We start from the raw sequence: 24,077 nt of genomic DNA, 5'->3' as shown, positions 1-24,077 counted from the left end.
CCTGCGAGCCCAGGTGCGCCGTGCGCACCCATGCGCCCGCAGGCTCAACCCATCTGGCTGCCCGCCCCAGCTCCGGTAGCCCGGATGCAATCCGGGGAAATCTGACGCCTGCCAACCGCTCCCGGATTTCATCCGGGCTACGCCCTGGCGCGCGCGGCACACCCTAGTGGGATGCACCAGGACTTCGACCTACTCGAAAAACGTCTCGAAGAAGCGATCCAGCTCGCCCTCGTACTGGTCCAGGAAATACAGGGTGTCGGCCGCCAGCAAGTCGAGCAGGATCATGCCGTTGGGCCCCGAATCTTCGCCAGCCGCGGCGCGCAGGCGTGCAGTCATACCCAGATTGACCAGGCGCAAGTTGCGGTACACCTCACGCAAGTCGCTCAGCGACCAGTCCGCACTCAGGCCCCGCTGCTGGCGCAGGTACTGCCCGAGCAAGTAGGTGCCGAACACCCGGTACAGGGTTTCGTCGGTGCCGCTGAACGGCAGGTGAAACCAGGCCATGGCCTTGAGTTGCCGTGTGTGCGGACAACCCGAGGCCGCCCCAAGCACGCCAAGCAGCGAACCGAAAGCACGCTGCAACGAGGTCCGTTGACGAATATCCCGCCCCCGCCATAGCACCCGTACAGCCACCTCCTCATAGGACGGCATCTGTGCCAACACCTCGACCGGCTTCACCAATGCAACGGCGAAGGGGCAGTAGGGTGTATCCGCGCCACGCAGCGGACAATGCCCGCATTGCTGGAAGCCGAGACGCGCCCAGCCTGGAGGAGCGGTCTCCGGCGTGCCGGGCAGCGCCGCCAAATCGACCTTATGCTGCCAGCTACGGCCATCGGCAAACTCGAAGTGATACTGGATGATCGAATCATCCGTTGCTGACTGCGCCATGGGCTAACCTGAGTGGCGGGGTTATTGAAAATAAGTGTGGCAGCGAAGGTGCTGCGTAGCCATAATTTCGACGTCAAAATAAAGCTAACAATCCTAATTTCAAGGCAAGGTCCAGGTAGCGCAAACAACCCGCACCTGATCGCCAAGCGGAGGTCGCCATGGATAGCCGCCAACGTGAATTGGCCTCTGCCCTTGTTGAGCACATCGAAATCGGCGTGATCGTCCTCGATTCCGAGCTGCGCATTCAGTACTGGAACGACTTCGTTAGCCAGTGTAGCGGCAAGATGCTCGAGCAGGCACGGCAACAGCCGCTAACCCTCACCTTTCCTGAAGCCGACACCCCCTGTCTGAGCAAGATGCTGGCCTTGGCCCGCGACCATGGCGAACACGTCTACACCGAGTGGCACGAGCCCCCCTACCTGATTCGGCTGCCATTCGACAGGTCCGGGGAGCCGGCTCCGTTGAGGTTGCAAAGTACCCTGCTGTTTCCTTTCAAGAGCAGCGCTGACCAGCCGCTATTGGGCTTGCTGCTGTACGACAGCAGCGAACTCGCCCGCGACAACAAACAGCTGGATGCGGCCCTGCATACCTTGAGCAGCAAGCAGGTCGAGCAGGAACTGCTGATCGCCAAGCTGGAAAAAGCCAATGCCCAGCTCATGCAGTCGGAAAAACTCGCCGCCATCGGCCAGCTCGCCGCTGGCGTGGCGCATGAGATCAACAACCCGATCGGTTATGTGTTCTCCAACCTGCAGACCCTCGCCGGCTACGTCCATGACCTACTGCGCATCATCGACGCGGTGGATGGCGCAGCCAGCCTCGACGAGTTGCGCCAGCTCAAGCGCAGCCTGGAGTACGACTACATCCGCAACGATGTCGAGGCATTGATCGGTGAATCCGAGGATGGCATCGAGCGGGTCAAGAAGATCATCGCCGCGCTCAAGGATTTTTCCCATTTCGAAGAGGATGAATTCCGCCTCGCCGACCTGCATCGCGGCCTCGACACCACCCTCAACGTGGTCAATAACGAGCTCAAGTACAAGGCCGAAGTGATCAAGGAATACGGCCAGCTGCCTGCGGTGGAGTGCATGCCCTCGCAAATCAACCAGGTGATGATGAACCTGCTGGTCAACGCCGCCCACGCCATCGAACAGTTCGGCCGCATCACCCTGCGCAGCGGGCACGAAAACGACTGGGTCTGGCTGGAAGTGGAGGATACCGGCCAAGGCATCGCGCCGCACTTGCTCAACCGTATCTACGAGCCGTTCTTCACCACCAAGCCAGTGGGCAAAGGCACAGGTCTCGGCTTGTCGCTGTCGTACAACATCGTGCGCAAGCACAGTGGCCGCATCGAGGTCTTCAGCACCCCCGGCCAAGGCACACGCTTTCGCGTCTGGCTGCCGACCCGGCAGCCAGCCCAACAGACCCAGGAGGACGCCGGCCACAATGAATGAATCGAGTACCGCTACCATCGCCAGCGTGCTGCTGGTGGATGACGAAGAAAACATCCTCAGCAGCCTGCGCCGAGTGCTCAGGGGCGAAGCCTATAGCGTGCAGATCGCCACCGGCGGCGAGCAGGCCCTGGAAATACTGCGCAGCCAGCCGGTCGACCTGGTGATTTCCGACGCCCGCATGCCGGGCATGGACGGCGCGACCCTACTGGCCGAGGTGCAGAAGCACTGGCCCGAGACCATGCGCATCCTGCTCACCGGCTACGCCGACATCGGCACCACCATTCGCGCCATCAACCAGGGGCAGATCTACCGCTATATCAGCAAGCCCTGGGATGACGACGAGCTGCGCCTGACCATGCGCCAGGCCCTGGCCTACCAGCACTCGGAACGCGAGCGGCTGCGCCTGGAAGCGCTCAGCCAGGCACAGAACCAGCGCCTGCAGGAACTCAACGAAACCCTGGAACAGCGGGTCATGGCGCGCACCGCGGAGCTGGAGCAGACCGCCGACATGCTCGACCTGGCTTACGAAGAGCTCAAGCGCAGCTATGTGACGGCGACCGAGGTGTTCTCCAGCCTGGTCAACCAACGCATCCCCAAGGACAAGCAGACCAACACCCAGGTCATTGCCCTGGTTCGTGCCTATGCCGAATTGCACGGCCTCGACGCCGCCCCCAGCCGCGACCTGACCATGGCCGCCGCGCTCTACAACATCGGCAAGCTGACCTGGGACGATCAACTGCTCGGCCGCCCTTCCGATCTGCTCTACAAGCAGGAGCGCGAGCGCTACCGGCAGTACCCGGTTCAGGGCGAGAGCCTGCTGATGACCCTGGAGCCGCTGCAGGATGCGGCCCGAATCATCCGCCATCACCAGGAGCGCTGGGACGGCAGCGGCTTCCCCGATCACCTCAAGGGCGAAGCCACGCCCTTCGGTTCCCGCCTGCTGAAACTGGCCGTGGACTTCATCGAATTGCAGCGCGGCAGCATTCTCGAGCGCAGGCTGAACCGCGATGAAGCCCTGTTGCTGATCAACAAATACAGCGGGCGCCTCTACGATCCGCAGTTGTGCGAGCAATTCATCAGCCTCTGCACCGAACTGGCGCCGGACATCACCCTGGCCGACCCGAGCATTCTCGCCCTGGATACCCGCCGCCTGGAGCCGGGCATGGTGCTCGCCCGCAACCTGCATGCCGACAATGGCATGCTGCTGCTCAATGAGGGCAAGCCGCTGACCGCTCTTCTGATCGACAAACTGATCGCCTTCGAAGCCAGTGAAAGTGGCCACTACACCCTGTTTGTCCGCACCGCCGAGGATGCCACGTTCGCTACGGAGACGACGCCATGATCAAAATCCAACTACTGGACGACGAACCGCAGATCCTCAAGGCACTGCAGCGGGTACTGCGTCCTCACGACTGGGAAGTGCACGCCTTCAGTGACGTGCAGGAAGCCCTGGACGCACTGACCGAGCATGAATACGCGGTGATCGTTTCCGACTTCAAGATGCCGCACCTGGACGGCGTCACCTACCTGCAATTCGCCAAGCAGCGCCAGCCCAATGCCATGCGCATACTGCTGACCGGCCATTGCGACCGCCAAGCGATGATGCTGGCGATCAACCAGGCCGAGGTCTACCGCTTCATCTCCAAACCCTGGGAAGACTTCGAGGTCGAAGCCGCGTTGCGCGGCGCCATCGACCTGTTTCTCCTGCGCGACGAAAACCAGCGCCTGCTGATGCAGGTACGCCAGCAACAAAGCGCCCTCGAGCGCCAGCAGGAGGAATTGCTGCGCCTGGAGGTCGAACACCCGGGCCTTACCCGGGTACACCGCGACAGCGATGGCTCGGTGCTGATCGACGAGTTGGACGACGCACAAGCCAACTGATGATCATCCGCGCCGCCCGGCGCAGATCGATAAGGACGCGAGGATGGACATCGAGACCCGCCACGTGATTTACCAGGCATTTCTGCATATCCTGGCCTTCACCATTCTGGTCCTGAGCGGCATCAGCCTGCTGGATTACCTGTTCTGGTGGCAGCCCGGCACCGCCCGGGTCGTGCTCCTGCCGGACAGCGCCCTGGCAGGCCTGTTGCTCGGTCTCGGGCTCCTGGGTTGCACGCAGCGACAACCCCGCCTGATCAAATTGTCACTCAGCCTGCTGCTCGGATTGGCGCTCTACAGCCTGACACACAACCTGCTGAGCGGCGGTCCTGAGTCTGGCCAATCGCTGCTCAGCGGTTACCAGCGCATGCGCAACCCGCTGGCCCTGCTGTTCTGCCTGCTCGCCATTGGCCTGCTCAGCAGCCAGTGGAGCGCCAGCGGCAAACGCCTGAGCCATACGCTGGGCGTTGCGACACTGGCGCTGACCGGTCTGTCGCTGCTGTCATACTGGCTTCCAGAACTCGCCGACTGGCGCCTGGGATACAATGCCAGCATCAGCCGCCCAGCCAATCTGTTCGGCCTGTCCATGGGTCTTGCGCTGCTGTGCCTCAATCGACTGCCAGCGCAGCGTAACCACCTGCTCGACCGCAACAGCATCCTGACCGGCGCATTCGGCGCCCTCATTACCTGCGGCGTCTGGTACCAGTTGAGCCTGCAGAACATCGCGTCGGATACCCGGCAAAGCGAACTGCTGCTAGCCACACAACAGAACTCGATCATTGGCACCCTCAATAACCGCCTCTCGCTGATCCAGCGCACGGCCGAGCATTGGGCGGTGAATGGGCAACTGCCCACTCACGCCCAATGGCAACAAGAGAGCCGCAGCTACTTGCGCGATTTTGCCGACATCGAGGTGATTGCCCTGCTCGATGAGCAACTGCGCCCACAACGGCTGCTTGGCCGCAGCCACGCCGCAACCGCACAACTGACCACCCTGCTCGACCAAGCCAGCCCGCGCACCTGGCTAGAGCGCATCCTCCCCGACGGCAAACCGCACATGAGCGAGGCGTATAGCCTAGCCGACCGGCCACAGGGGCTGATGGCGATCCGCCTGAGCTTGCCGAACAACCCTGACTGGACACTGGTAACCAGCCTGGATCTGGCCCGCACCCTGGAGGAAGGCCTGGGTAGTGAACCGCACAGCAACGGCGCACGGGTCTACCAGGGCGAGCACTTGCTGTTCGACAAAAACAGCCACCTGCCCGGCGAGACCGGGACCAGCAAGATGCTCGGACCGAATGCCAACAACTGGCGCCTGATCAGCTATCAAGGCGCCAGCACGACCTACCTGACCCCCAACCATTTGCCCAGCATAGTGATGCTGTTCGGCCTGGCCTTCAGCCTCGCCATCATGATCAGCCAGCGCCTGGCCCACCTGGCCATCGAGCACTCCCAGCGCCTGCAAAGGGGCCATTCAGAGCTTGAGCAGAGCCTACGCCGCCAGGCCGAACTACAGGCCCTCAACCAACGGATCATGGACCACTCCATGGACGTGCTCTGTTCCATCGACGAGCAGGGCCGCTTCACCCAACTCAGCCCGTCCGCCAGCGCAGTACTTGGCTATGCGCCAGAAGAGCTGATTGGCCAGCCCTACCTGCAATTCATCGCAGATGAAGACCGTGAACGCACCCGGGACACGGTTGCAGCCATCATGGCGGGCGAATTCCACCACGGCTTTCGCAACAGCTACCGACGCAAGGATGGCAGCACGGTGCACCTGCTCTGGTCCGCAGGCTGGTCGCAGAGCGACCGCACCCTGTTTGCCGTCGCCCACAACGTCACCCGCCTGGTATACAACGAAGCCTACGCCGAGGATCAGCGCGACATCCTCAGCATGATTTCCACCGACCAACCGCTCGCGGAGATTCTCAAAACCATCTGCCTGCTGGCCGAATCTCAGGCGCCCGGTACCCTGTGCTCGGTGCTGCTGGTCGATAAACAGCAGAAGCACCTGATCCACGGCGCTACGCCGAGCCTGCCAGACAGCTTCAACCAGGCAGTGCATGGTCTCGCCATCGGCCCCAATGTCGGCTCCTGTGGCACGGCCGTGTATCGCCGCCAATTGGTCATCGTCGAAGACATCGACAACGACCCGCTCTGGCACGAGTACCGTGAACTGGCCTTGCAACATGGCCTGCGGGCCTGCTGGTCGATCCCGCTGATCTCCCACCATGGCGATGTACTCGGCACCTTCGCCATCTACAGCCAGCAACCCGGCAGCCCGGACGACGACCACCTGCAACTGTTGGCCACCGTCGGCCAACTGGCCGCCATCGCCATCGAACGCCAGCATGACCGCCTGCGCCTGCAGGCCAGCGAACAGCGCTACCGCTCGCTGTTCACCTTCAACCCCAACCCGGTGTTCTCGTTCGACCTGAACGGCAACTTCGAAAGCATGAACCAGGCAGGCTGCCAGTTATCCGGCTACAGCGAAGCGCAACTGCTCGGACAGCACATGTCCATGCTGGTACACAACGAAGACCTGGCACTGATCCAGGACTACATCGATTCCGCCAGCAGCGGCGACAGCCAAAGCCACGAAGTTCGCTGCCGCAACAGCGACGGCCAACTGCTGGAAGTGGACATCACCAACCTGCCGATCATCATCGACGAACAGATCGTCGGGGTGTTCGCCATCGCCAAGGACATCGGCGAGCGCAACAGTATGACCCGCGCCCTGCGCGAAGCATTGCAGCACTCCGAACACCAGGCCGAACTGCTGCGCGGCCTGAGTGAAACCGCCGTCAACCTCAACAGCATCATGGGTACCCAAGCGCTGCTGGACTACATGAGCGAACGCCTGCGCCTGCTGCTCGGCGCACACCAGTCCGCCATGAGCCTGAACCGCGGCGGCAACTGGGCACAGTCGATCAACGCCGTCTCACTCTCGGATAAATACGCCGCCTGGCAGGACGCTCCCACCCCGTCCGACGACAGCGCCATCCGCACCCTGACTGGCGAGACCAATCAAGCGCTTCTGCTGACCCAGGAAGAACTGGAAAAGCACCCCGACTGGCCCGACATGGGCAGTGCCGACCATCGCCACCCGCCCATGCGCGGCCTGCTTGCCGTGCCCCTGCGCGACCACCGCGGTGCCCATTTCGGCCTGCTGCAGTTATCGGACAAATACGCCGGTGAATTCGACTCGGACGACCTGGCGATTGCCCAACAATTTGCCCAGATGGCCGTCGCGGTACTGGAGAACAACCGTCTGATGCAAGCGGTGATCACCGGCGAACGGCGCCTGAAAGCCCAGCTGGAGTTCACTTCGGCGATCACCAACAGCATCGCCGAGGGCCTGCTTGCAGTGGATCGCCAAGGCCAGCTGAGCTTCGTCAACCCGACCGCCGCCGAACTGCTCGGCCAACCGGCGCAGGTGCTGCTCGGCCAGGCACTGGCGAGCTACCTGCCGCTCGCGCTCAACGACCGCGAACATAACGAACGCACCATCAGCTACCACGGCGAAGTCAGGCTATCGCTGACGCCTCAGGGCGAGCGCTATATCGCCTACGACAGCGCTCCCCTGGTCGATGACGATGGCCCACAAGGCTGGGTGGTCGCCTTCCGCGACATCACCGCGCAAAAGGAGGCGGACAAGCAACTGCGCCTACTCAAACGCAGCCTGGAGGCCAGTTACAACGGTGCCCTGATCTGCGATGCGCTGGCCGCTGACCAGCCGATCATCTACGTCAACCCGGCCTTCGAACGCATCACCGGCTACAGTGCAGCAGAAGCCATCGGGCGCAATTGCCGCTTTCTCCAGGGTAACGAGCACGAACAGGCAGGCATCGCCGAAATTCGCCAGAGCCTGGCAGAACAGCGCGACTCCCACGTGGTGCTGCGCAACTTCCGCAAGGACGGCACGCCATTCTGGAACGATCTGTATATCGCCCCGGTGCCTGATGAGGAGGGCGAGATCACCCACTTCATCGGCGTGCAGAACGATATTTCCGAGCAGAAGCGCTTCGAATCCGAATTGGCCTACAACGCCAGCCACGACGTGCTCACCGGCCTGCCCAACCGCTCGTTGCTGGAGGATCGCCTGAGCCAGGGCTGCCAGATCAGCCGCCGCTACAAGCGCAGCCTGGCAGTCATGTTCATCGACCTGGACGGTTTCAAACCGATCAACGACAGCATGGGTCACAGTGCCGGCGACCTGATCCTGGTCGAAGTGGCGCGGCGCATGAACCAGCAGGTCCGCCCGGGCGACACAGTGGCGCGTCTTGGCGGCGACGAGTTCATCGTCATCCTCCCGGACCTGGCGCGCGAAGAGGACGTGCTGCTGGTCACGGAGCGGATCATGGAGAGCATCGCGCGGCCCTACACGATCGGCGGCGTCGACCTGCACATCACCGCGAGTATCGGCATCACCCTCAGCGACGGCAGCATCGAACAGCCGATGCAACTGATCCAGCAGGCCGATCTGGCCATGTACAAAGCCAAGCAACAAGGCCGCAACAACTATCAGTGGTACACCGAGGACCTCAATCTGAAGGTCAGCGAGCGAGTGACCCTGCGCAACGAATTGCAAAAAGCCATCGAAGCCGAAGCCCTCGAACTCTACTATCAGCCACAGATCGACAGCCGCAGTGGTCGGGTGATCGGTTACGAGGCGCTGTTGCGCTGGCAACACGCCGAGCAGGGCTTCATTTCGCCAGCGCAATTCGTGCCCATCGCCGAGGACACCGGACAGATCATCCCGCTCAGCGAATGGGTACTCAAAACCGCCTGCCGCGATGCCCGCCTGCTGCTCGATCAAGGCTTCAATGATGCAGTGATGGCCGTGAATATTTCGCCAGTGCAGTTCCAGCGCGCCAACTTCGTCGAGTTCGTGCGCAGCAGCCTCACCGAGGCCCAGTTGCCGGCCGAACTGCTGGAACTGGAAATCACCGAAACCGTGTTGCTGGCAAATGCCGAGCGAGCCATCTTCACCCTGCACGCCCTGAAAGACCTGGGCGTGCGCATCGCCATCGACGACTTCGGCACCGGCTTCTCCAGCCTCAACTACCTCAAGCGCCTGCCCATCGACAAGGTCAAGATCGACCGCTCCTTCATCCAGGACGTGATCAGCGACCGACACGATGCGGCGATCACCCAAGGCATCATTTCCATGGCCCATCACCTGAAACTCAAGGTGATCGCCGAAGGGGTGGAAACCGAATCGCAGGTCGCCTTCCTGAAGAAAAGCCACTGCGATGAATTCCAGGGCTACTACTTCGCCAAGCCTATACCGCTGGCAACGCTGCAACATTACCTGCTGCAACAGCGCGCCAAGCTTGCCTTGCCAGCACCAGGCAATACTGCCAATAGCAGCACGCAGACGCTGTTACTGCTCGATGACGAAGAAAATATTCTCCGCGCCCTCACCCGGGTGCTGCGGCGCGACGGCTATCACGTCCTTACCGCCAACCGGGCACAAGACGCCTTCGCCCTGCTGGCCAAGCACGAGGTGCAGGTCATTCTCTCCGATCAGCGCATGCCGGAAATGAACGGCACCGCGTTCTTCAGCCGGGTCAAGGATCTCTACCCGGACACCATCCGCATCGTGCTGTCCGGTTACACCGACCTGACATCGGTGACCGAGGCGATCAATCAGGGCGCCATCTACAAATTCCTCACCAAACCCTGGGACGATGCCCAACTGCGGGCCACCGTCGCCCAGGCGTTCCAGCACTTCAACCTGGCCACGCACAAAGAAGAGATAACCACCGGCAGCGACGCCACCGAGCAGAAGTGAAGGGCCAATCGGCTGTCGCACTCGCGCATCGCTTGACGACGCCCCTGCTTGGCGGCGCATACCACAACGCAATGCCGGCAGCGGCATGCCGACTGCTGTCGACGGGCGCAACGCCGCAGCGGGCGCTTTGGCGACCCCTGTCACTCGGGCAGGCTTATCGCCATGGCACCTATCCTGGCAGTTCCGGTGGCGCTGCGAACGGATCGCCGCCAAGCCGCCCTACGGCCAGCAGCGGGCGGTCGCAGTAGGCGAGAGCTTATTCATCCGCCCTCACAGCTGACGGGCGTTTTTTTCAGCGCCCATTCAGTTGGCATAACGTTAGTTAGCGCGATAAATTATCGCCATTCCTTCCTTGCCGCCGGAGAACCTGATGGCCACGCAAGACACTTGCACCGAGCTGCTGCTCGACAATCAACTGTGCTTCGCCCTGTATTCAACCTCGCTGCTGATGACCAAGGTGTACAAACCCTTGCTGCAGGAGCTGGGCCTGACCTACCCACAGTACCTGGCCATGCTGGTGCTCTGGCAAGGCGACGGCATTACCGTCGGCGAGATCAGTGCACGCCTGCTCACCGACCCCGGCTCCCTCACCCCGTTGCTCAAACGCCTGGAAGCCGAAGGCCTGCTCAAGCGTATTCGCAGCAGCACCGACGAACGCGTGGTCGAACTGTTCCTCACCGATACAGGCCGCGCCCTGCGCGAACAGGCCAGAACCATCCCCGCGTGCATCCTCGAGGCCAGCCAACAATCGCTCGATCGACTGGCGACACTCAAAGAAGAACTGGTAGCCCTGCGCAACAACCTGCGACAGGCAGTCTGAGCCTGCGCCACAACGTCGTCACGCGCCCGTTCTCGACATTTGTCCTCACCCCCATCCCGAGGTCGCCGGCAGGCTTGCGGCATACCCAGGTCTATGAAGGAGGCGCGCCCCGCGGCGATTGGCGGACAACGTCCGCCCAACAAACAAAAGCATCGCGCCGGGGCGGCCCTCCCACAAAAGCAGCCAACACCACAATCCCCTGAAGGAGGCGCGCCCCGCGGCGAATGCAGCCCTCAGGGCTGCCAGGGTGATCGCTTAACATTCCGCCTCGGCATGCATCAGCCCCTGCCCTGATCTCACAACCAAAGCCGCCATTTATTCCAAAATTATTTGTTCTTATCGCGAAATACTCAAATAAATATATTGCGCGCAATATTATTGCTCGCTATTGTTCTACCCATCATATTAATTAGCGCACAAACCATTAGCACAACAAACTGAAAAACTGTCGTTCCCGGCGAGCCGAATGCAACAACCGCATCAACCAAACCCAACAGCTTCAGAGGATTACCAGCATGTCGATTGAAACCATTGCCTACCGCGCCTACGCAGAAGCCACCGGCGGCCGCGACGGTCGTGCCATCTCCTCCGACGGCGTGCTCGACGTCGCCCTGTCCACTCCGCAGGAGCTCGGCGGTGCCGGCGGCCAGGGCACCAACCCCGAGCAACTGTTCGCCGCCGGTTATTCGGCCTGCTTCATCGGCGCGATGAAATACGTCGCCGGTCGCGACAAGCTGGCGATTCCCAGCGATGCCTCGATCGAAGGCGTGGTCGGCATCGGCGCCATCCCCAACGGTTTCGGCATCGAAGTCGAGCTGCGCATCAGCCTGCCAGGCATGGATCGCGAGCAAGCACAGACACTGATCGAGCGCGCGCACATCGTTTGCCCCTATTCAAACGCCACCCGCGGCAACATCGACGTCACCTTGACCCTGGTCGACTGACCTCAACCAGCCCCTGCGGTCGCTGCACAATCAGCGACCGATCCATCGGGCGTCCGCTAGAAAATCAGCAAGGTTTGTCGGTCAAGTGCGTGGCGTTACAGCAGCAGAAGCCCGCTGACCGAGATCCAACCCTGCCTGAACCGAAAGACCAGGATGAACCGCGGGTACAGCTCAAGAAACTGCGTCCGGCATCATCGGACAGGGCTGCCAAGAGGTGCGTCGGCGTTCGGAATAGCGCCGTTTATGATTCCAGCACATCCGAGACGGCCCGACTGGCCACGCACCCTGCAACTTCGCCGATATACAGGTAAAAACCAGTAACAAGCAGCAAAAAAACTATAAAGCGCCTGAAAAATCCACATGCAACAGTCCAATCGGACAGAGTTAATTTCCCGTCAAAGCCACTCAATGCCGAAAAATCATTGCGTTCATCACCCTGCTGGGGTATTTCTAGTACTGCAATCCGCATCGATTCATAAGAGATACATCATGGCTAACCGCGAAACTGGCACCGTCAAATGGTTTAACGATGAAAAGGGCTTCGGCTTCATTACCCCGACTAACGGCGGCGATGATCTGTTCGTCCACTTCAAAGCGATCCAGAGCGACGGTTTCAAGAGCCTGAAAGAAGGCCAAACCGTTACCTACGTGGCCGCCCGTGGCCAGAAAGGTATGCAAGCTGAAGAGGTACAGGTAGCTTAAGCTTCCTGTCCTGTTCAAGACGAGCCCCGCACAAGCGGGGCTTGTTTTTTTGTGCTCACTCTTGAGGCCCCCTGTGCAAAAAGACGCTCAGGATGACCCGGCGCCCGTGAAGAACCAAATCCCACCCTACAAGCCCATCTGCTTGCTGATGATCTCGTTCATGATCTCGCGCGAGCCGCCGCCAATCGACAGAATCCGATTATCGCGGTACAGACGCTCCACCAGGCTTTCTCGCATATACCCCATTCCCCCCATGATCTGCAGCGCATCGTAGGTCAGACGATCGGCCATGTCGGTGGCGAAGTTCTTCGCCATGGAGATCTCCTTTATCACACTCTTGCCCGCCGCCATCTTCGCCGCCATCTTCGCCGCCTGACGGCAGGTGAACTCGCGGGAGACCTCCAACTGGGTAGCCATCTCTGCCAGGCGGTGCTTGAGCACCTGGAACTTGCCAATAGGCTTGCCGAACGCCTCACGCCGCTGCGCCCACTTCATCGCTTCCTCGAAAGCCAGCTGCGCCGTCATATTGGCCATGATCGCCAGGGACAATCGCTCGCTCTGGAAGTTGGCCATGATGCCGGCAAAGCCCATGTTCTCGGCACCGATCAGGTTCGACACCGGCACCCTGCAGTCGTCGAAGAACAGCTCGGCGGTATCCGATGCCCACCAGCCCATCTTCTTCAGCTTGCGACCGACGCTAAAACCGGGCGCGCCCTTCTCCACCAGCAACAGACTGATGCCAGCGAAACCGTCGCCACCGGTCCGCACCGCCACCGTGTAGTAGTCGGCACGGATGCCACTGGTGATAAAGGTCTTGCTACCGGTCACTCGATAGAAATCACCGTCACGCACCGCGCGGGTCTTCAGATTGGCCACATCGGAGCCACCTGAGGGCTCGGTCACCGCCAAAGCCATGATCCTCTCGCCTGCAAGCACCTGGGGCACTATGCGCTCGCACTTGCCTGGTTTACAAAATAGGGATTGCGCCATACGCGAAGGCGATAAAGCCGCACCCAGCACGACGCAGAGCTTGTCACCGTAGGGTGGGCTTCAGCCCACCACATACAGTCTCGCCGGACTCTTCGGTACACAGCAAAAGCTTCGCGGCTGAAGCGGAACGCCGCCCGGCCGCCCCTACAGGTGCCAGCGGACCAGCAAGCGCGGCTTGATCGTTCCCACGTCGAGGCGTCGAACCGTCCGCGTGGGCATGCAGGCCGAGACACTCCGCATCTCAGTACAGCGGACGCAGAGCGTCCTGATCGGGGTTACCACGCAGAGATCGAATTGCCGATGGGTATCGCTGCGCTCAACGCCATCCTACAAAAGCCCTGCTATCGCATGAGCGGCGCGCTTTGTCGCCTCCATCAAAATTCGCGGATTGCCTTCGGCTATGGGACTGAAATGGAGCGCCAGCGCCAGAGCGCCTCACAGCTGAATCGGTCGCCGCCCGGCAATCGAATGCGCCAGGGTTCCGCCATCGACCAGCTCAAGCTCACCACCGAGCGGCATGCCGTGGGCGATACGCGACGCGATCAGGCCCTTGTTAGCCAGCAACTGGGCAATGTAATGGGCCGTTGCTTCGCCTTCCACCGTGGGGTTGGTGGCGAGGATCACTTCGCTGAAATTTCCCGCCTCGATGCGCGCCAACAAATCAGGAATGCCTATGGCCTCGGGTCCCAGGCCGTCGAGCGGGGATAGATGGCCCTTGAGCACGAAATAGCGCCCGCGGAAACCGGTCTGTTCCACTGCGTAGACATCCATCGGTCCCTCCACCACACACAGCAAGCTGTCGTCGCGGCGCGGATCGAGACACAACTGACAGACCTCGTCCTCGCTCAGGCTACGGCACTGCTTGCAATGCCCCACCCCTTCCATTGCCCGGGTCAGCGCCTGCGCCAGGCGCAACGCCCCTCCGCGATCACGCTCGAGCATCTGCAACGCCATGCGCTGGGCAGTCTTCTGCCCCACCCCCGGCAGGATGCGCAAAGAATCGATCAATTGGCGGATCAATGGGCTGAAGCTCATGGGAGTACTCGTTGGCTACAGGAGTGTTATGCAAGCTTTTGACCTGGGGATCAACTCCGCTGCCAGGGGTGGTCAGACGGTGTGCAGGACAAGGCGCAAGCAGGCGCGGGCAGCGGAGTTTACTGGCTGTAAATGAGGATGCCCGTGCCTGCTTGCAACGCAGTCATGTGCGCTGGCTGGACGCCCGAACTAGAATGGCATTTTGAAGCCGGGGGGCAATTGCATACCCGCGGTCATACCGGACATTTTGTCCTGGCTGTTCTGCTCGACCTTGCGCACCGCATCGTTCACCGCCGCCGCAATCAGGTCTTCGAGGATTTCCTTGTCTTCCTGCATCAGGCTGTCGTCCAGGCTCACACGCTTGACGTCATGCCGACCGGTCATAACCACGCTGACCAGGCCGGCACCGGATTGACCGGTCACCTCGGCGTTCGCCAACTCTTCCTGCATCTTCTGCATTTTCTCTTGCATCTGCTGGGCCTGCTTCATCAGGCCGGCCATGCCACCTTTCATCATGGTGCTAGTCCTCGGTAATCAGGGGTTAACTTGAGTATCTACTGGTTCGATGCTGTCCGCGCGGATAACCGCGGCGAACTGCTCAATCATTTGCTGCACCAACGGGTCGCCGTGAATTGACTCCTCGGCTTCGCGCTGACGATTGGCACGCTTGCGTGCCGCTGCCTGCGCCGGAGTTTCCTGCTCGGGCATGCACAACTCGATCTGCAGGTTCAGCTCGCGTCCATGGTACTGATTCAGGGCATCATTCAAACGACGCTGCTGGTTCGCGTTGAACAGCGCACTGTGCCCAGGATCGAGATGCAGCAACCAGTTGTCGCCCTCGACCGCCATCAGCGTGCAGTTGGCGCCGATGCTGCCGGTCATGCCGGACAGGCCAAGCTTGGGAAACAGCTCGAGCCACTCGGCAGCCAGGCCGGTCGCCGGCTTGGCTGCCGGCAGCGGGTCCGGCTCGGCAGACTGAACCGCATCAAAATCGTAGTCGAGCGTCTGCGCATCCATCTCCACATAATCGTAATCGCCTGGCGGCGGCTCGTCGTCGCTATCGACGTCCGCATCGACCTGCGGCGCACTGCCGAGCGGCGGCGCCGCTGTCGGCGCTTGCACAGGCAGCGGCTCAGCCTGCGGGGCGCCGGCCTCAAGCGGATGCGCCTGCTCTTCCCAGGGCAGATTGGTGACCGCGGCTACCGGTGCCGGCTGCACCAAGACCCGGGGGACGTCAGCGACCGACGCCACCGGCAGCGCAGCAGGTGCCTCAGCTACAGCTTCCGGCTCGGCCCTCGACGGCGATTCGAGCAGCACGGGCGCGACAGCCGCTGGCGCAGCAACCACAGGCTCAGGCTCGGGTTTAACCTCAACCACGGCAGCAGTCACAGCCGACACAGTCACAGCCGTGCCGGCCACCGGGTTGGGACGGGGATCAGCTGTGGCCTGGCTAATCCCTAGCGGCTTTAGCGCCACCCTCGGCCCATCGCCTGCATCGGCAGGCCGAAACGCCAGCATGCGCAACAGCACCATCTCGAAGCCGCTACGCGGATCCGGCGCCAACGACAGATCGCGCCGGCCGATCAAGCCCATCTGGTAATAAAACTGCACATCTTCGGCAGGCAACACCTCGGCCAGCGCCAGCACCCGGTCGCGGTCGCCCTGACCATTGTCGACCGCGTCCGGCAGCGCCTGGGCGATGGCCACGCGGTGCAGGACATTGAGAATCTCCGCCAGCACACCATTCCAGTCAGGCCCCTGCTCTGCCAGATGACGCACAGCTTCGATCAGGCCACGCGCATCGCCCTCGAGCAAAGCATGCAACACGCCGTACACCTGGCCGTGATCGAGGGTGCCGAGCATCGCCCGCACATCGGCCGCCAGCACCTTGCCTTCACCGAAAGCAATCGCCTGATCGGTCAGGCTCATGGCATCGCGCATCGAGCCATCGGCCGCACGGCCGAGCAACCAGAGCGCATCCTCTTCAAACGGAATATTTTCCGCCCCCAGCACATGGGTCAAATGCTCGACCACCCGTTCCGGCGGCATGTTCTTCAGGGAGAACTGCAGGCAGCGCGACAAGATAGTCATCGGCAGCTTCTGCGGATCGGTGGTTGCCAGCAGGAATTTGACGTGCGGCGGCGGCTCTTCCAGGGTTTTGAGCAAGGCGTTGAACGAGTGCGAAGACAGCATGTGCACTTCGTCGATCAGGTAGACCTTGAAACGCCCACGGCTCGGCGAGTACTGCACGTTATCCAACAGCTCGCGAGTATCTTCGACCTTGGTGCGACTGGCAGCATCGACCTCGATCAGATCGACGAAGCGCCCCTCGTCGATCTCCTTGCAGATAGAGCAAACCCCGCACGGCGTCGAACTGATCCCGCTTTCGCAGTTCAGGCACTTGGCAATGATTCGCGCAATGGTGGTCTTGCCGACCCCACGGGTACCGGTAAACAGGTACGCGTGATGCAGGCGCTGACTGTCGAGGGCATTGATCAGCGCCTTGAGCACATGGGCCTGGCCGACCATTTCGCGGAACGAGCGCGGACGCCACTTACGTGCAAGAACCTGATAACTCATCTAAAACCGTCGCGAGATGAAAGCAAAAGTGGGCTAATCGTAACGGAGCATGGGCTAAATTGCATCCGATGCTCGGCTCGGCGCTGCCTGACAATAATCATGGCATCGACTCAGCCCGTGCAGTGCAAAGCACCAGCTTGCTGGCGATCGTTGGCGACTGCTCGCGGATCGCCAGAATGCAGGGATACAGCCAGTTGGCTCCGCCTGGGTATTAATCCGTGCCCGTCGCAGATTCAGCTGGCTAAAGTTTAATCAAACAGTTACCATCCGGCCCGTTAGTACCACGCTGTAAGTCAATCAGGCCTTCCGGCCCCCTCGATGGATTCCAGGTAACGAACGCAGCGCCCTATCAAGCGATGCCGCACAGTTCCTTACCAGACCCAACCTGCTGACTGATCAGGCCGTCTTGCGCAAGCACTGACTCAGCCTGCCTCCGAAGTACCGACCCGCATAAGCACTAGTCAACACTGAACTTATGCGCGCAGTCCCGCTCCGATCAGATTCATTCCTTCGACCCAGAAAGTCGAAAGCTTGGAGCTTTATTTAGCGCAATGACGCGCCCGCAGTTTTAGGAAACACCCAAAAAATGAACACTCAACACCAAATTCAGGATGCCATTCGCACCCTATCCAACGCTTTTGCGCCATTCGATTGCCGCATCCTTGCAAGCCGCAAGGGCAACTTCAGCTTCACTATCGTCAATCAGGCCGGTATTGCCCAGCATACCCAGCGCCTGTACCCCGAGCAGTACAGCAGCGAATCCTTGCCACAGGTAATAGAACGCGCACGTCAGTCGCTGACGGCCTGAGCGAACTTCGCCACCCCACCGAGGTCACAAACAACCAACCTCAGGATGGAGTACGGTCATGGATAGCATTAATCGCCAGTTCGTCGAAGAGTTGTTTGCGCCTTTGCGCGTCACTTTCGGCCCGCGTCGCCCGGATGGAGGCATTGTCCTCTCCCTGCTCGACGCCGCCGACGCCACCGCTTACAGCCGAGTCCTCAGCGCCGCCCAGCGTGATGATCCGCAAGCCTTTGCGCAAAGCCTCGAAGATATTCGCCTGGAACTGGCCGTTCGCTCCGGCAACATTCCCGCAGAAATGCGCAAAGCACTGAAAGAACAGAACAGCGTACTCAGCTACCAAGTCGACTGAAGCGACTTAAACAGCAAAGGCTCCCCGGCAAAGCCTAATGTCGCTCACTCAACCCCGGTGAGCGGCATTTTTTGATTGCCCAGTGCGGAGAACCTTAGCGACTCTCCCCATGCCACGTATCTCGTCCCGAGACACGGAGATGCCACCGCAGGATGGCGGCCCGCGCTACAAAAGCCCGCTACTGCATGGGCGGTAGCCTTTGCAGCTCTCACGCCATTCAAGCAGGCAAACGGACGTACCTCGTTAAAGGCAAGCAGATAAACGGATAAGGATTAACAGACAACCCGAACGGGTTTGAAGATGGAGGCGACCCCACCAGCCACACCCCGGCACACAATGTCACCGCTGCGGCTGCTCCCTTCCAGGCCTGACCGGGTTCACGGCTGATCGTTGCGGGGGGACCGGCAGGGCCACCATAACGCTACCCGCCTTGCAGCGAGCGGGGCCATTGTACCGGCTTGCCTTGAACTTACAACTGTTTCAAGCACATAGACCTGAGAGGCCGCGCAGGTGAGGTGTCGTAAAGCAGAATGAGAGGGTGCCGACGTCTCACCCCTTGCACGATACTGGCATGGAGTTTCCGTGGTATTGGACTCAAGCATCCGAAACCTGTCCTGAGGCAATGCCAGCGGGGCAAAACCGCAGTACTCTGCGCGAGACATTTTCAGCACCATCCTCTCATTCCAAGGAGCAACAACATGGCCATGACCAAAGACCAACTGATCAGCGATATCGCCGAAGCCATCGACGCCCCCAAGACCACCGTGCGTGCGGCACTCGAACAACTCAGCGAGATCGTCAGCGATGCCCTGGAAAACGGCAGCGAAATCACCCTTCCCGGCATCGGCAAGTTGAAAATCAGCGATCGCCCGGCCCGCACCGGCCGCAACCCGCAAACCGGCAAGGCAATCGAAATCGCAGCGAAGAAAGTAGTCAAATACGTCCCGGCCAAAGCCCTGACCGACGCGGTCAACTGAGTCCGTAGGATGGGTTAGCGGCGCGGAGCACAAGACTCAAGCACAGCGCGCACCCCTGCGCGCCGCGTAACCCATCAACGACGCCGATGGGTATCGCTGCGCTCAACCATCCTACAAAAGCATTGCAGGACGCTCACTGCACCATCGGCTCTTCCAGCGGGGCGACCGCCACAGAGCCGGGATTGCCGCCCACCTGGCGGATGCGGCGGATCTGCTGAACCCGGTTGAGGTTTTCCCAGGCCATGTCGTAATGCGCGGGGGATTGCTCGATGGCGCTGCGGAAGAACTGTTCGGCGGCATCCAGCTTGCCTTCCACCAGGCAGATGTAGCCGACATCGTTGCTGGCCTCGGCACGTTTGCCGATCTGTTCGAAGGCGGAAAGCGCCTCCTCGTACCGCTCCATGCGCGCCAGCAACAGCCCGTAATTGCGCCATAGCGGCTTGTAGCTGGCGTCGTAGCTGATGCCACGCTTATAGGTATGTTCGGCCTCGGGCCATTTCCCGGCCAGGTAGTAGGAGTAGCCCAGGCTGTTCTGCACCAGCACCGAGCGCGGCTCGATCAGCATGGCCAAACGGTAATAGGCTTCGGACAGCGGGAAGTCGTTGCTCAAGTCGGCGAGTACGCCAAGGGCGTTGTAGACCTTGAGCGGCGACTGGTTGTCCACCTTGAGCGCGGCCACGTCGGGCGGGCCGTCGCCCTGCTCGTTGCCCAGGCGCCGTTGATCCAGCGCCACCGCCTTGAACAGCAACGCCTGCGCGGCCTCGTGATCACGTTTGGCCAGTTGCAGCATGCCCATCTCCGCCAGGGCGTCGGGATTGTCCGGCGCGTTCGCCAGCACATCGCCGAAGGCCATCTCGGCGAGCTGAGTATTACCGCGTTCGCGGTGGATGCGCCCGATCCAGAGCATCGCCTCGTAGCGTTCCGGCTCCAGTTCGATGGCCCGCAGATACTGATACAGCGACTGATCCAGGTCGCCGGCCTGGTAGGAAATCGCGGCCATCTGCATGGCCTGATCGGCCGAACTGGCCTGTTTGCGTACCTTGTGCAACAACGAATTGTCGCCGCGATAAACCGAGCGGGTATCGAGTTCCGGCTCCGGCCCCATGGTCTGACATCCTGACAACACGGCCGTCATGGCCAACAGCAGACTGATCCTTTTCATCTCATACCTTCCCGAAGACTTTGAGCACCCCGATGATGGCGGGACCGATGGCCACCAGGAAAAAGCTCGGCCACAGGCACAAGATTAGTGGGAATATCAGCTTGGTGCCGATTTTCGCCGCCGTCTCCTCGGCTTTCTGGGTGCGCCGGTCGCGAAACTCCTCGGCGTAGATACGCAGGGTATCGGCGACGCTGGTGCCGAAGCGGATGCTCTGCGCCAGCAGGCTGACCAAACCGCGGATGTCCTCCAGGCCGGTGCGTTCGGCCAGGTGCTTGAGCGCTTCGGTACTGGCAATGCCGGCGCGAATCTCCGCATTGACCAGGGCCAGTTCCACCGCCAGCTCCGGCTGGCTGACCGCCATCTCGTCGGCCACCCGCTCGATCGCCTGGGGCAAGGCCAGCCCAGACTCGACGCAGACCACCATCAGGTCCAGGGCATCGGGAAAGGCCACCAGCAGCCGGGTCATGCGGGCCTGCTTGCGCTTGTCGACATAGATGGCCGGCGCCAGCCAGCCCACGGCGGCAGCGGCGGTCACCAGGGCAATGCCTATGAACAGGGACAGCTTGGGGATCAGCGGCAATACCAGCAGGGTAAGCCCCACCAGCACCAGCGGTGCCAGCAGGCGCACAGCCCAGTAGGACTGCACCGCCGCGGGCGAGCGATAACCGGCATGCGTCAGCAGGGTGCGGGTGGCCGAGTCCTGGCCCTGTTCGGCGGAGCCAAAGCGCTGGCCCACCTGCTCCAGCATCAACTGCAGGTTGCTCGGCGCCTCCTGACCGACGGCCAGGCTGCCGTGCCCACGCTTGATCAGGGTCAGGCGCCGCTGCACCGGGTCGCGCAGCCCCGACACCAGCATGGCCAGGGTAACCATCGCCAGCACCGCACTCAGGCCGATGGCGCCGACGAACAACAGGCGCGCCAGCTCCTCGTTGCCCACCACTCGATTGAGCAGACTCAACAGATAGTCCATGACCAATACCTCCTCTAACAACGCCAGTGCCTAGCAGCCTGAAACCTGACTTTCCCTCGCTACGGACGCCTAAATCCGACAGCTGCCAGTGTCGCGACATGAATCATCTGTCGCTTTTTGTGGTAGCGCCGCCCGGCGGAGTGCCGCCCAGCCGTTCCCACAGATGTCTACAAAAGCAGCAGACACCGCATTCCCCTGTAGGAGGCGCGACCTCGCGGCGATAGCGGACAACGTCCGCTCAACCAGCAAAAGCATCGCGCCGGGGCAGCAGACACCGCATACCGACATTTCAACGCTGTCGCGCCACTAAACCTGAATCCTGATAATTCTGCGGATCCAGAAAATCCCGATCAGCATGGCGACGAACGCCCAGATAATCAGCTTCTGACCCAAGGGCTCCTTGATCAGCAAAGGCAGATAGGTCGGGCTCGACAGCACAATCGCCGCCGCCAGCACGAAGGGCACAGCCACCAGCACCCAGGCCGACATGCGCCCCTCCGCCGACAGGGTCTTGACCTTGCGCTGGAAACGGAAGCGCCCGCGGATCAGGCTGCTCAGCCGTTCCAGCACCTCGGTCAGGTTGCCGCCGGTGTCGCGGTGGATCAGCACCGAGGTCACCAGCATCATCACCGTCATGCTCGGCATGCGCTCGAGCAGGCCGAGCATGGCCCGGCGCACGTCGTTGCCGTAGTTGATATCGGCGAAGGTCAGGCCGAATTCATGGGCCACCGGGCCCTGGTGCTCCTCGGCCACCAGTTGCAGGGTTTCGTTGAACGGATGGCCGGCGCGCAAGGCGCGGCACATGGCGTCCAGGGCATCCGGCAGCCCCTCCTCGAACTGGGCGAAGCGCTTGCCGCGGTCGCTGGCGATCTTCAGCACCGGCAGCCAGCACGTCAGCAAGGCCACCGGTAGCGCCAGCCACCACAGCCGGGTGAACAGCCACAGTACGATGCCCGCCACCACGCCGAGGATCAACCCGAGCAACAGCACCCGATAAGCCCGGTAGTCATGCCCGGCCTGCTCGATCATCTGCGCCAGGGCCTCCATGGCCGGCAGCTGCTCCAGTCGGGCCTCCAGCGGCGACAGGCGGCGCAGGTACTTCTGCCGCAGCACCGTCTGCATATTCGGCAGGTTGCTGGCATGTTCCAGCACATGCAGGCGCCCGCGGATACGCTTGCGCACCCGCCCCGCCTCGCCGAATACCGGCACCACCAGGCCCTGGCTGAGGAGGAACACGGCGGCGAACACCATGCCGAGGAACGCCAGGATAAATTCACCGGGGATCTGATTCATGACTGCCCCTCCATCCATTCCGGGCGGAACAGGTTAAGCGGCAACTCGATGCCGCGTTTGCCCAGCACATCGCGGAAGGCCGGCACCATGCCGGTCGGCCGGTAATCGCCGAGTACCTCGCCGTGTTCGCCCATGCCGCGGCGGACGAAGGCGAAGATCTCGGTCATGGTGATGATCTCGCCCTCCATGCCATTGATTTCCTGCACGCTGATCAGGCGCCGCTTGCCATCCTCCTGGCGCTCCAGCTGGATCACCACATCGATGGCCGAGGCGATCTGCTGGCGCATGGCCTTGATCGGGAAGGTCGCGCCGGTCATCGACACCATGTTCTCGATCCGGCCCAGGGCATCGCGCGCGGTATTGGCGTGGATGGTGGTCAGCGAGCCATCGTGGCCGGTGTTCATCGCCGTGAGCATGTCCAGCGCCTCGGCGCCACGCACCTCGCCGATGACGATGCGGTCCGGGCGCATGCGCAGGCTGTTGCGCACCAGTTCGCGCTGGTTCACCTCGCCACGGCCTTCGATGTTCGGCGGCCGGGTTTCCAGACGCACCACATGCGGCTGCTGCAGTTGCAGCTCGGCCGAGTCCTCGATGGTGACGATCCGTTCGTTGTGCGGGATGAAACTCGACAGCACGTTGAGCATGGTGGTCTTGCCGCTGCCGGTGCCGCCGGACACCAGCACGTTCAGGCGCCCGCGGACGATGGCCTTGAGCACCAGGGCGATGGCCGGAGTCAGAGTGCCCATCTGCACCAGGCTTTCGGTATTGAGCAGATCCACGGCGAAACGGCGGATCGACATGCTCGGTCCGTCGATGGCCAGCGGCGGGATGATCGCGTTGACCCGCGAGCCGTCCTTCAGGCGCGCGTCGACCAGCGGCGAGGACTCGTCGATACGCCGGCCCAGGTTGGAAACGATGCGATCGATGATATTCAGCAGGTGCTGATCGTCGCGAAAGCGCACATCGGTGCGCTGCAGCTTGCCGAAGCGCTCGACGTACACCGAGGCATGGCCGTTGACCAGGATGTCCGACACGCTGCGGTCGGCCAGCAGCGGCTCCAGCGGGCCGAGGCCGAGCACCTCGTCGGTGATCTGCTTGATGATCAACTGGCGGCTGCTGGCGCTCACCGGCGCCGAATGCTCGTCCAGCAGGCGCTGGCTGAGCTCGCGGATCTGCCGTCCGGCCTCGGCCGGCTCCAGCGAATCGAGCAGCGACAGGTCCATGACCTTGAGCAGTTGCTGATAGATCCTCTCCCGCCACTCGGTCTCCATCGGGTTGAGCCGCGAGCGGGTCTCATACAGGGTATCCGGTGCACTGCTTTCCCAGTCCATCGGTGCGCTGACGCCCTCCGCGTCCTTGGCCTGCGCGTCCTGCGCCGCTGCCGGCGCGCTCTTGGCGGACTGCTGACGCAGGCGATTGCGAAACTCACTGAGCAT

Annotated in this window: 18 protein-coding genes, 1 other RNA gene and 1 pseudogene; 10 read left to right on the top strand and 10 right to left on the bottom strand. The window is 61.8% G+C overall.

Annotated elements, in window-relative coordinates; all coding sequences use genetic code 11:
- Nucleotides 1-189: 189 nt before the first annotated feature.
- The gene (locus BM315_RS07985) at nucleotides 190-888 is read right to left on the bottom strand and encodes a DUF6901 family protein (RefSeq protein ID WP_244527270.1); all 699 of its coding nucleotides are present in this window, start codon (nucleotides 886-888) and stop codon (nucleotides 190-192) included.
- Between the two features lie 158 nt (nucleotides 889-1,046).
- Between BM315_RS07985 and BM315_RS07980 the strand changes: the two genes are divergently transcribed.
- The 7 genes from BM315_RS07980 (at nucleotide 1,047) to BM315_RS07950 (ending at nucleotide 12,480) form a co-directional block, all read left to right on the top strand.
- A complete protein-coding gene (locus tag BM315_RS07980) occupies nucleotides 1,047-2,339 on the top strand; it encodes an ATP-binding protein (RefSeq protein WP_090499604.1) in 1,293 nt (430 codons plus the stop codon).
- Nucleotides 2,332-3,681 carry a response regulator c-di-GMP phosphodiesterase, NosR family gene (nosR, locus tag BM315_RS07975; protein WP_090499602.1) on the top strand — a complete coding sequence of 450 codons (1,350 nt, stop codon included), beginning with the start codon at nucleotides 2,332-2,334 and terminating at the stop codon, nucleotides 3,679-3,681. Before BM315_RS07980 ends, nosR begins: the two co-directional genes overlap by 8 nt.
- Complete coding sequence (locus BM315_RS07970) at nucleotides 3,678-4,220, top strand: response regulator (protein WP_090499600.1); 543 nt, start codon at nucleotides 3,678-3,680, stop codon at nucleotides 4,218-4,220. The genes nosR and BM315_RS07970 overlap by 4 nt, the downstream gene beginning before the upstream one ends.
- A gap of 43 nt (nucleotides 4,221-4,263) precedes the next feature.
- On the top strand, nucleotides 4,264-10,014 hold the full coding sequence (locus BM315_RS25295) for an EAL domain-containing protein (RefSeq protein WP_090499598.1): 5,751 nt from the start codon (nucleotides 4,264-4,266) through the stop codon (nucleotides 10,012-10,014).
- A gap of 370 nt (nucleotides 10,015-10,384) precedes the next feature.
- Entirely contained in the window at nucleotides 10,385-10,834 is a 450-nt protein-coding gene (locus tag BM315_RS07960; RefSeq protein ID WP_090499596.1) for a MarR family winged helix-turn-helix transcriptional regulator, read from the top strand.
- 515 nt (nucleotides 10,835-11,349) lie between these two features.
- A complete protein-coding gene (locus BM315_RS07955; RefSeq protein ID WP_090499594.1) occupies nucleotides 11,350-11,778 on the top strand; it encodes an organic hydroperoxide resistance protein in 429 nt (142 codons plus the stop codon).
- A gap of 489 nt (nucleotides 11,779-12,267) precedes the next feature.
- Entirely contained in the window at nucleotides 12,268-12,480 is a 213-nt protein-coding gene (locus BM315_RS07950; RefSeq protein ID WP_069516724.1) for a cold-shock protein, read from the top strand.
- Nucleotides 12,481-12,606: 126 nt separating this feature from the next.
- Here the strand turns inward: BM315_RS07950 and BM315_RS07945 are convergent.
- The 4 genes and pseudogenes from BM315_RS07945 to dnaX all read right to left on the bottom strand — a co-directional run.
- Nucleotides 12,607-13,440 (bottom strand): annotated as a pseudogene (locus BM315_RS07945) (acyl-CoA dehydrogenase family protein); the annotation flags it as partial.
- A 465-nt stretch (nucleotides 13,441-13,905) separates the two neighbouring features.
- On the bottom strand, nucleotides 13,906-14,505 hold the full coding sequence (gene recR / locus BM315_RS07940; RefSeq protein WP_090499592.1) for a recombination mediator RecR: 600 nt from the start codon (nucleotides 14,503-14,505) through the stop codon (nucleotides 13,906-13,908).
- Between the two features lie 189 nt (nucleotides 14,506-14,694).
- On the bottom strand, nucleotides 14,695-15,021 hold the full coding sequence (locus BM315_RS07935) for a YbaB/EbfC family nucleoid-associated protein (RefSeq protein ID WP_090385942.1): 327 nt from the start codon (nucleotides 15,019-15,021) through the stop codon (nucleotides 14,695-14,697).
- A gap of 18 nt (nucleotides 15,022-15,039) precedes the next feature.
- Entirely contained in the window at nucleotides 15,040-17,085 is a 2,046-nt protein-coding gene (gene dnaX, locus BM315_RS07930) for a DNA polymerase III subunit gamma/tau (protein WP_090499590.1), read from the bottom strand.
- A gap of 586 nt (nucleotides 17,086-17,671) precedes the next feature.
- On the opposite strand from dnaX, the gene BM315_RS07925 reads away from it, so the two are divergent.
- Together BM315_RS07925 and BM315_RS07920 are read left to right on the top strand one after the other, a co-directional pair.
- Nucleotides 17,672-17,893, top strand: coding sequence for a hypothetical protein (locus BM315_RS07925; protein ID WP_090499588.1), 222 nt, complete (start codon nucleotides 17,672-17,674; stop codon nucleotides 17,891-17,893).
- A 58-nt stretch (nucleotides 17,894-17,951) separates the two neighbouring features.
- Nucleotides 17,952-18,239, top strand: coding sequence for a DUF3509 domain-containing protein (locus BM315_RS07920; RefSeq protein WP_090499586.1), 288 nt, complete (start codon nucleotides 17,952-17,954; stop codon nucleotides 18,237-18,239).
- 310 nt (nucleotides 18,240-18,549) lie between these two features.
- Here the strand turns inward: BM315_RS07920 and ffs are convergent.
- Nucleotides 18,550-18,646, bottom strand: an RNA gene (gene ffs / locus BM315_RS07915) — signal recognition particle sRNA small type.
- A gap of 291 nt (nucleotides 18,647-18,937) precedes the next feature.
- On the opposite strand from ffs, the gene BM315_RS07910 reads away from it, so the two are divergent.
- Nucleotides 18,938-19,216 (top strand): HU family DNA-binding protein, encoded by a 279-nt coding sequence (locus tag BM315_RS07910; protein WP_090499584.1) that lies wholly within the window; start codon nucleotides 18,938-18,940, stop codon nucleotides 19,214-19,216.
- Nucleotides 19,217-19,349: 133 nt separating this feature from the next.
- Here the strand turns inward: BM315_RS07910 and BM315_RS07905 are convergent, their stop codons facing one another.
- From BM315_RS07905 to BM315_RS07890, 4 genes are all read right to left on the bottom strand, one after another.
- Nucleotides 19,350-20,378, bottom strand: coding sequence for a tetratricopeptide repeat protein (locus tag BM315_RS07905; RefSeq protein WP_090499583.1), 1,029 nt, complete (start codon nucleotides 20,376-20,378; stop codon nucleotides 19,350-19,352).
- 1 nt (nucleotide 20,379) lies between these two features.
- Nucleotides 20,380-21,348, bottom strand: coding sequence for a type II secretion system F family protein (locus tag BM315_RS07900; protein WP_090499581.1), 969 nt, complete (start codon nucleotides 21,346-21,348; stop codon nucleotides 20,380-20,382).
- A gap of 306 nt (nucleotides 21,349-21,654) precedes the next feature.
- A complete protein-coding gene (locus BM315_RS07895; protein WP_090499579.1) occupies nucleotides 21,655-22,641 on the bottom strand; it encodes a type II secretion system F family protein in 987 nt (328 codons plus the stop codon).
- Complete coding sequence (locus tag BM315_RS07890) at nucleotides 22,638-24,077, bottom strand: TadA family conjugal transfer-associated ATPase (protein ID WP_090499577.1); 1,440 nt, start codon at nucleotides 24,075-24,077, stop codon at nucleotides 22,638-22,640. The genes BM315_RS07895 and BM315_RS07890 overlap by 4 nt, the downstream gene beginning before the upstream one ends.

The organism is Pseudomonas borbori (assembly GCF_900115555.1).
Taxonomy (GTDB): domain Bacteria; phylum Pseudomonadota; class Gammaproteobacteria; order Pseudomonadales; family Pseudomonadaceae; genus Aquipseudomonas; species Aquipseudomonas borbori.
This window is presented reverse-complemented; position numbering and strand designations above follow the sequence as displayed.

Coding starts and splice junctions, on each gene's coding strand:
- BM315_RS07985 (WP_244527270.1), bottom strand. CDS start 888: ATGGCGCAGTCAGCAACGGATGATTCGATCATCCAGTATCACTTCGAG.
- BM315_RS07980 (WP_090499604.1), top strand. CDS start 1,047: ATGGATAGCCGCCAACGTGAATTGGCCTCTGCCCTTGTTGAGCACATC.
- nosR (WP_090499602.1), top strand. CDS start 2,332: ATGAATGAATCGAGTACCGCTACCATCGCCAGCGTGCTGCTGGTGGAT.
- BM315_RS07970 (WP_090499600.1), top strand. CDS start 3,678: ATGATCAAAATCCAACTACTGGACGACGAACCGCAGATCCTCAAGGCA.
- BM315_RS25295 (WP_090499598.1), top strand. CDS start 4,264: ATGGACATCGAGACCCGCCACGTGATTTACCAGGCATTTCTGCATATC.
- BM315_RS07960 (WP_090499596.1), top strand. CDS start 10,385: ATGGCCACGCAAGACACTTGCACCGAGCTGCTGCTCGACAATCAACTG.
- BM315_RS07955 (WP_090499594.1), top strand. CDS start 11,350: ATGTCGATTGAAACCATTGCCTACCGCGCCTACGCAGAAGCCACCGGC.
- BM315_RS07950 (WP_069516724.1), top strand. CDS start 12,268: ATGGCTAACCGCGAAACTGGCACCGTCAAATGGTTTAACGATGAAAAG.
- recR (WP_090499592.1), bottom strand. CDS start 14,505: ATGAGCTTCAGCCCATTGATCCGCCAATTGATCGATTCTTTGCGCATC.
- BM315_RS07935 (WP_090385942.1), bottom strand. CDS start 15,021: ATGATGAAAGGTGGCATGGCCGGCCTGATGAAGCAGGCCCAGCAGATG.
- dnaX (WP_090499590.1), bottom strand. CDS start 17,085: ATGAGTTATCAGGTTCTTGCACGTAAGTGGCGTCCGCGCTCGTTCCGC.
- BM315_RS07925 (WP_090499588.1), top strand. CDS start 17,672: ATGAACACTCAACACCAAATTCAGGATGCCATTCGCACCCTATCCAAC.
- BM315_RS07920 (WP_090499586.1), top strand. CDS start 17,952: ATGGATAGCATTAATCGCCAGTTCGTCGAAGAGTTGTTTGCGCCTTTG.
- BM315_RS07910 (WP_090499584.1), top strand. CDS start 18,938: ATGGCCATGACCAAAGACCAACTGATCAGCGATATCGCCGAAGCCATC.
- BM315_RS07905 (WP_090499583.1), bottom strand. CDS start 20,378: ATGAAAAGGATCAGTCTGCTGTTGGCCATGACGGCCGTGTTGTCAGGA.
- BM315_RS07900 (WP_090499581.1), bottom strand. CDS start 21,348: ATGGACTATCTGTTGAGTCTGCTCAATCGAGTGGTGGGCAACGAGGAG.
- BM315_RS07895 (WP_090499579.1), bottom strand. CDS start 22,641: ATGAATCAGATCCCCGGTGAATTTATCCTGGCGTTCCTCGGCATGGTG.
- BM315_RS07890 (WP_090499577.1), bottom strand. CDS start 24,077: ATGCTCAGTGAGTTTCGCAATCGCCTGCGTCAGCAGTCCGCCAAGAGC.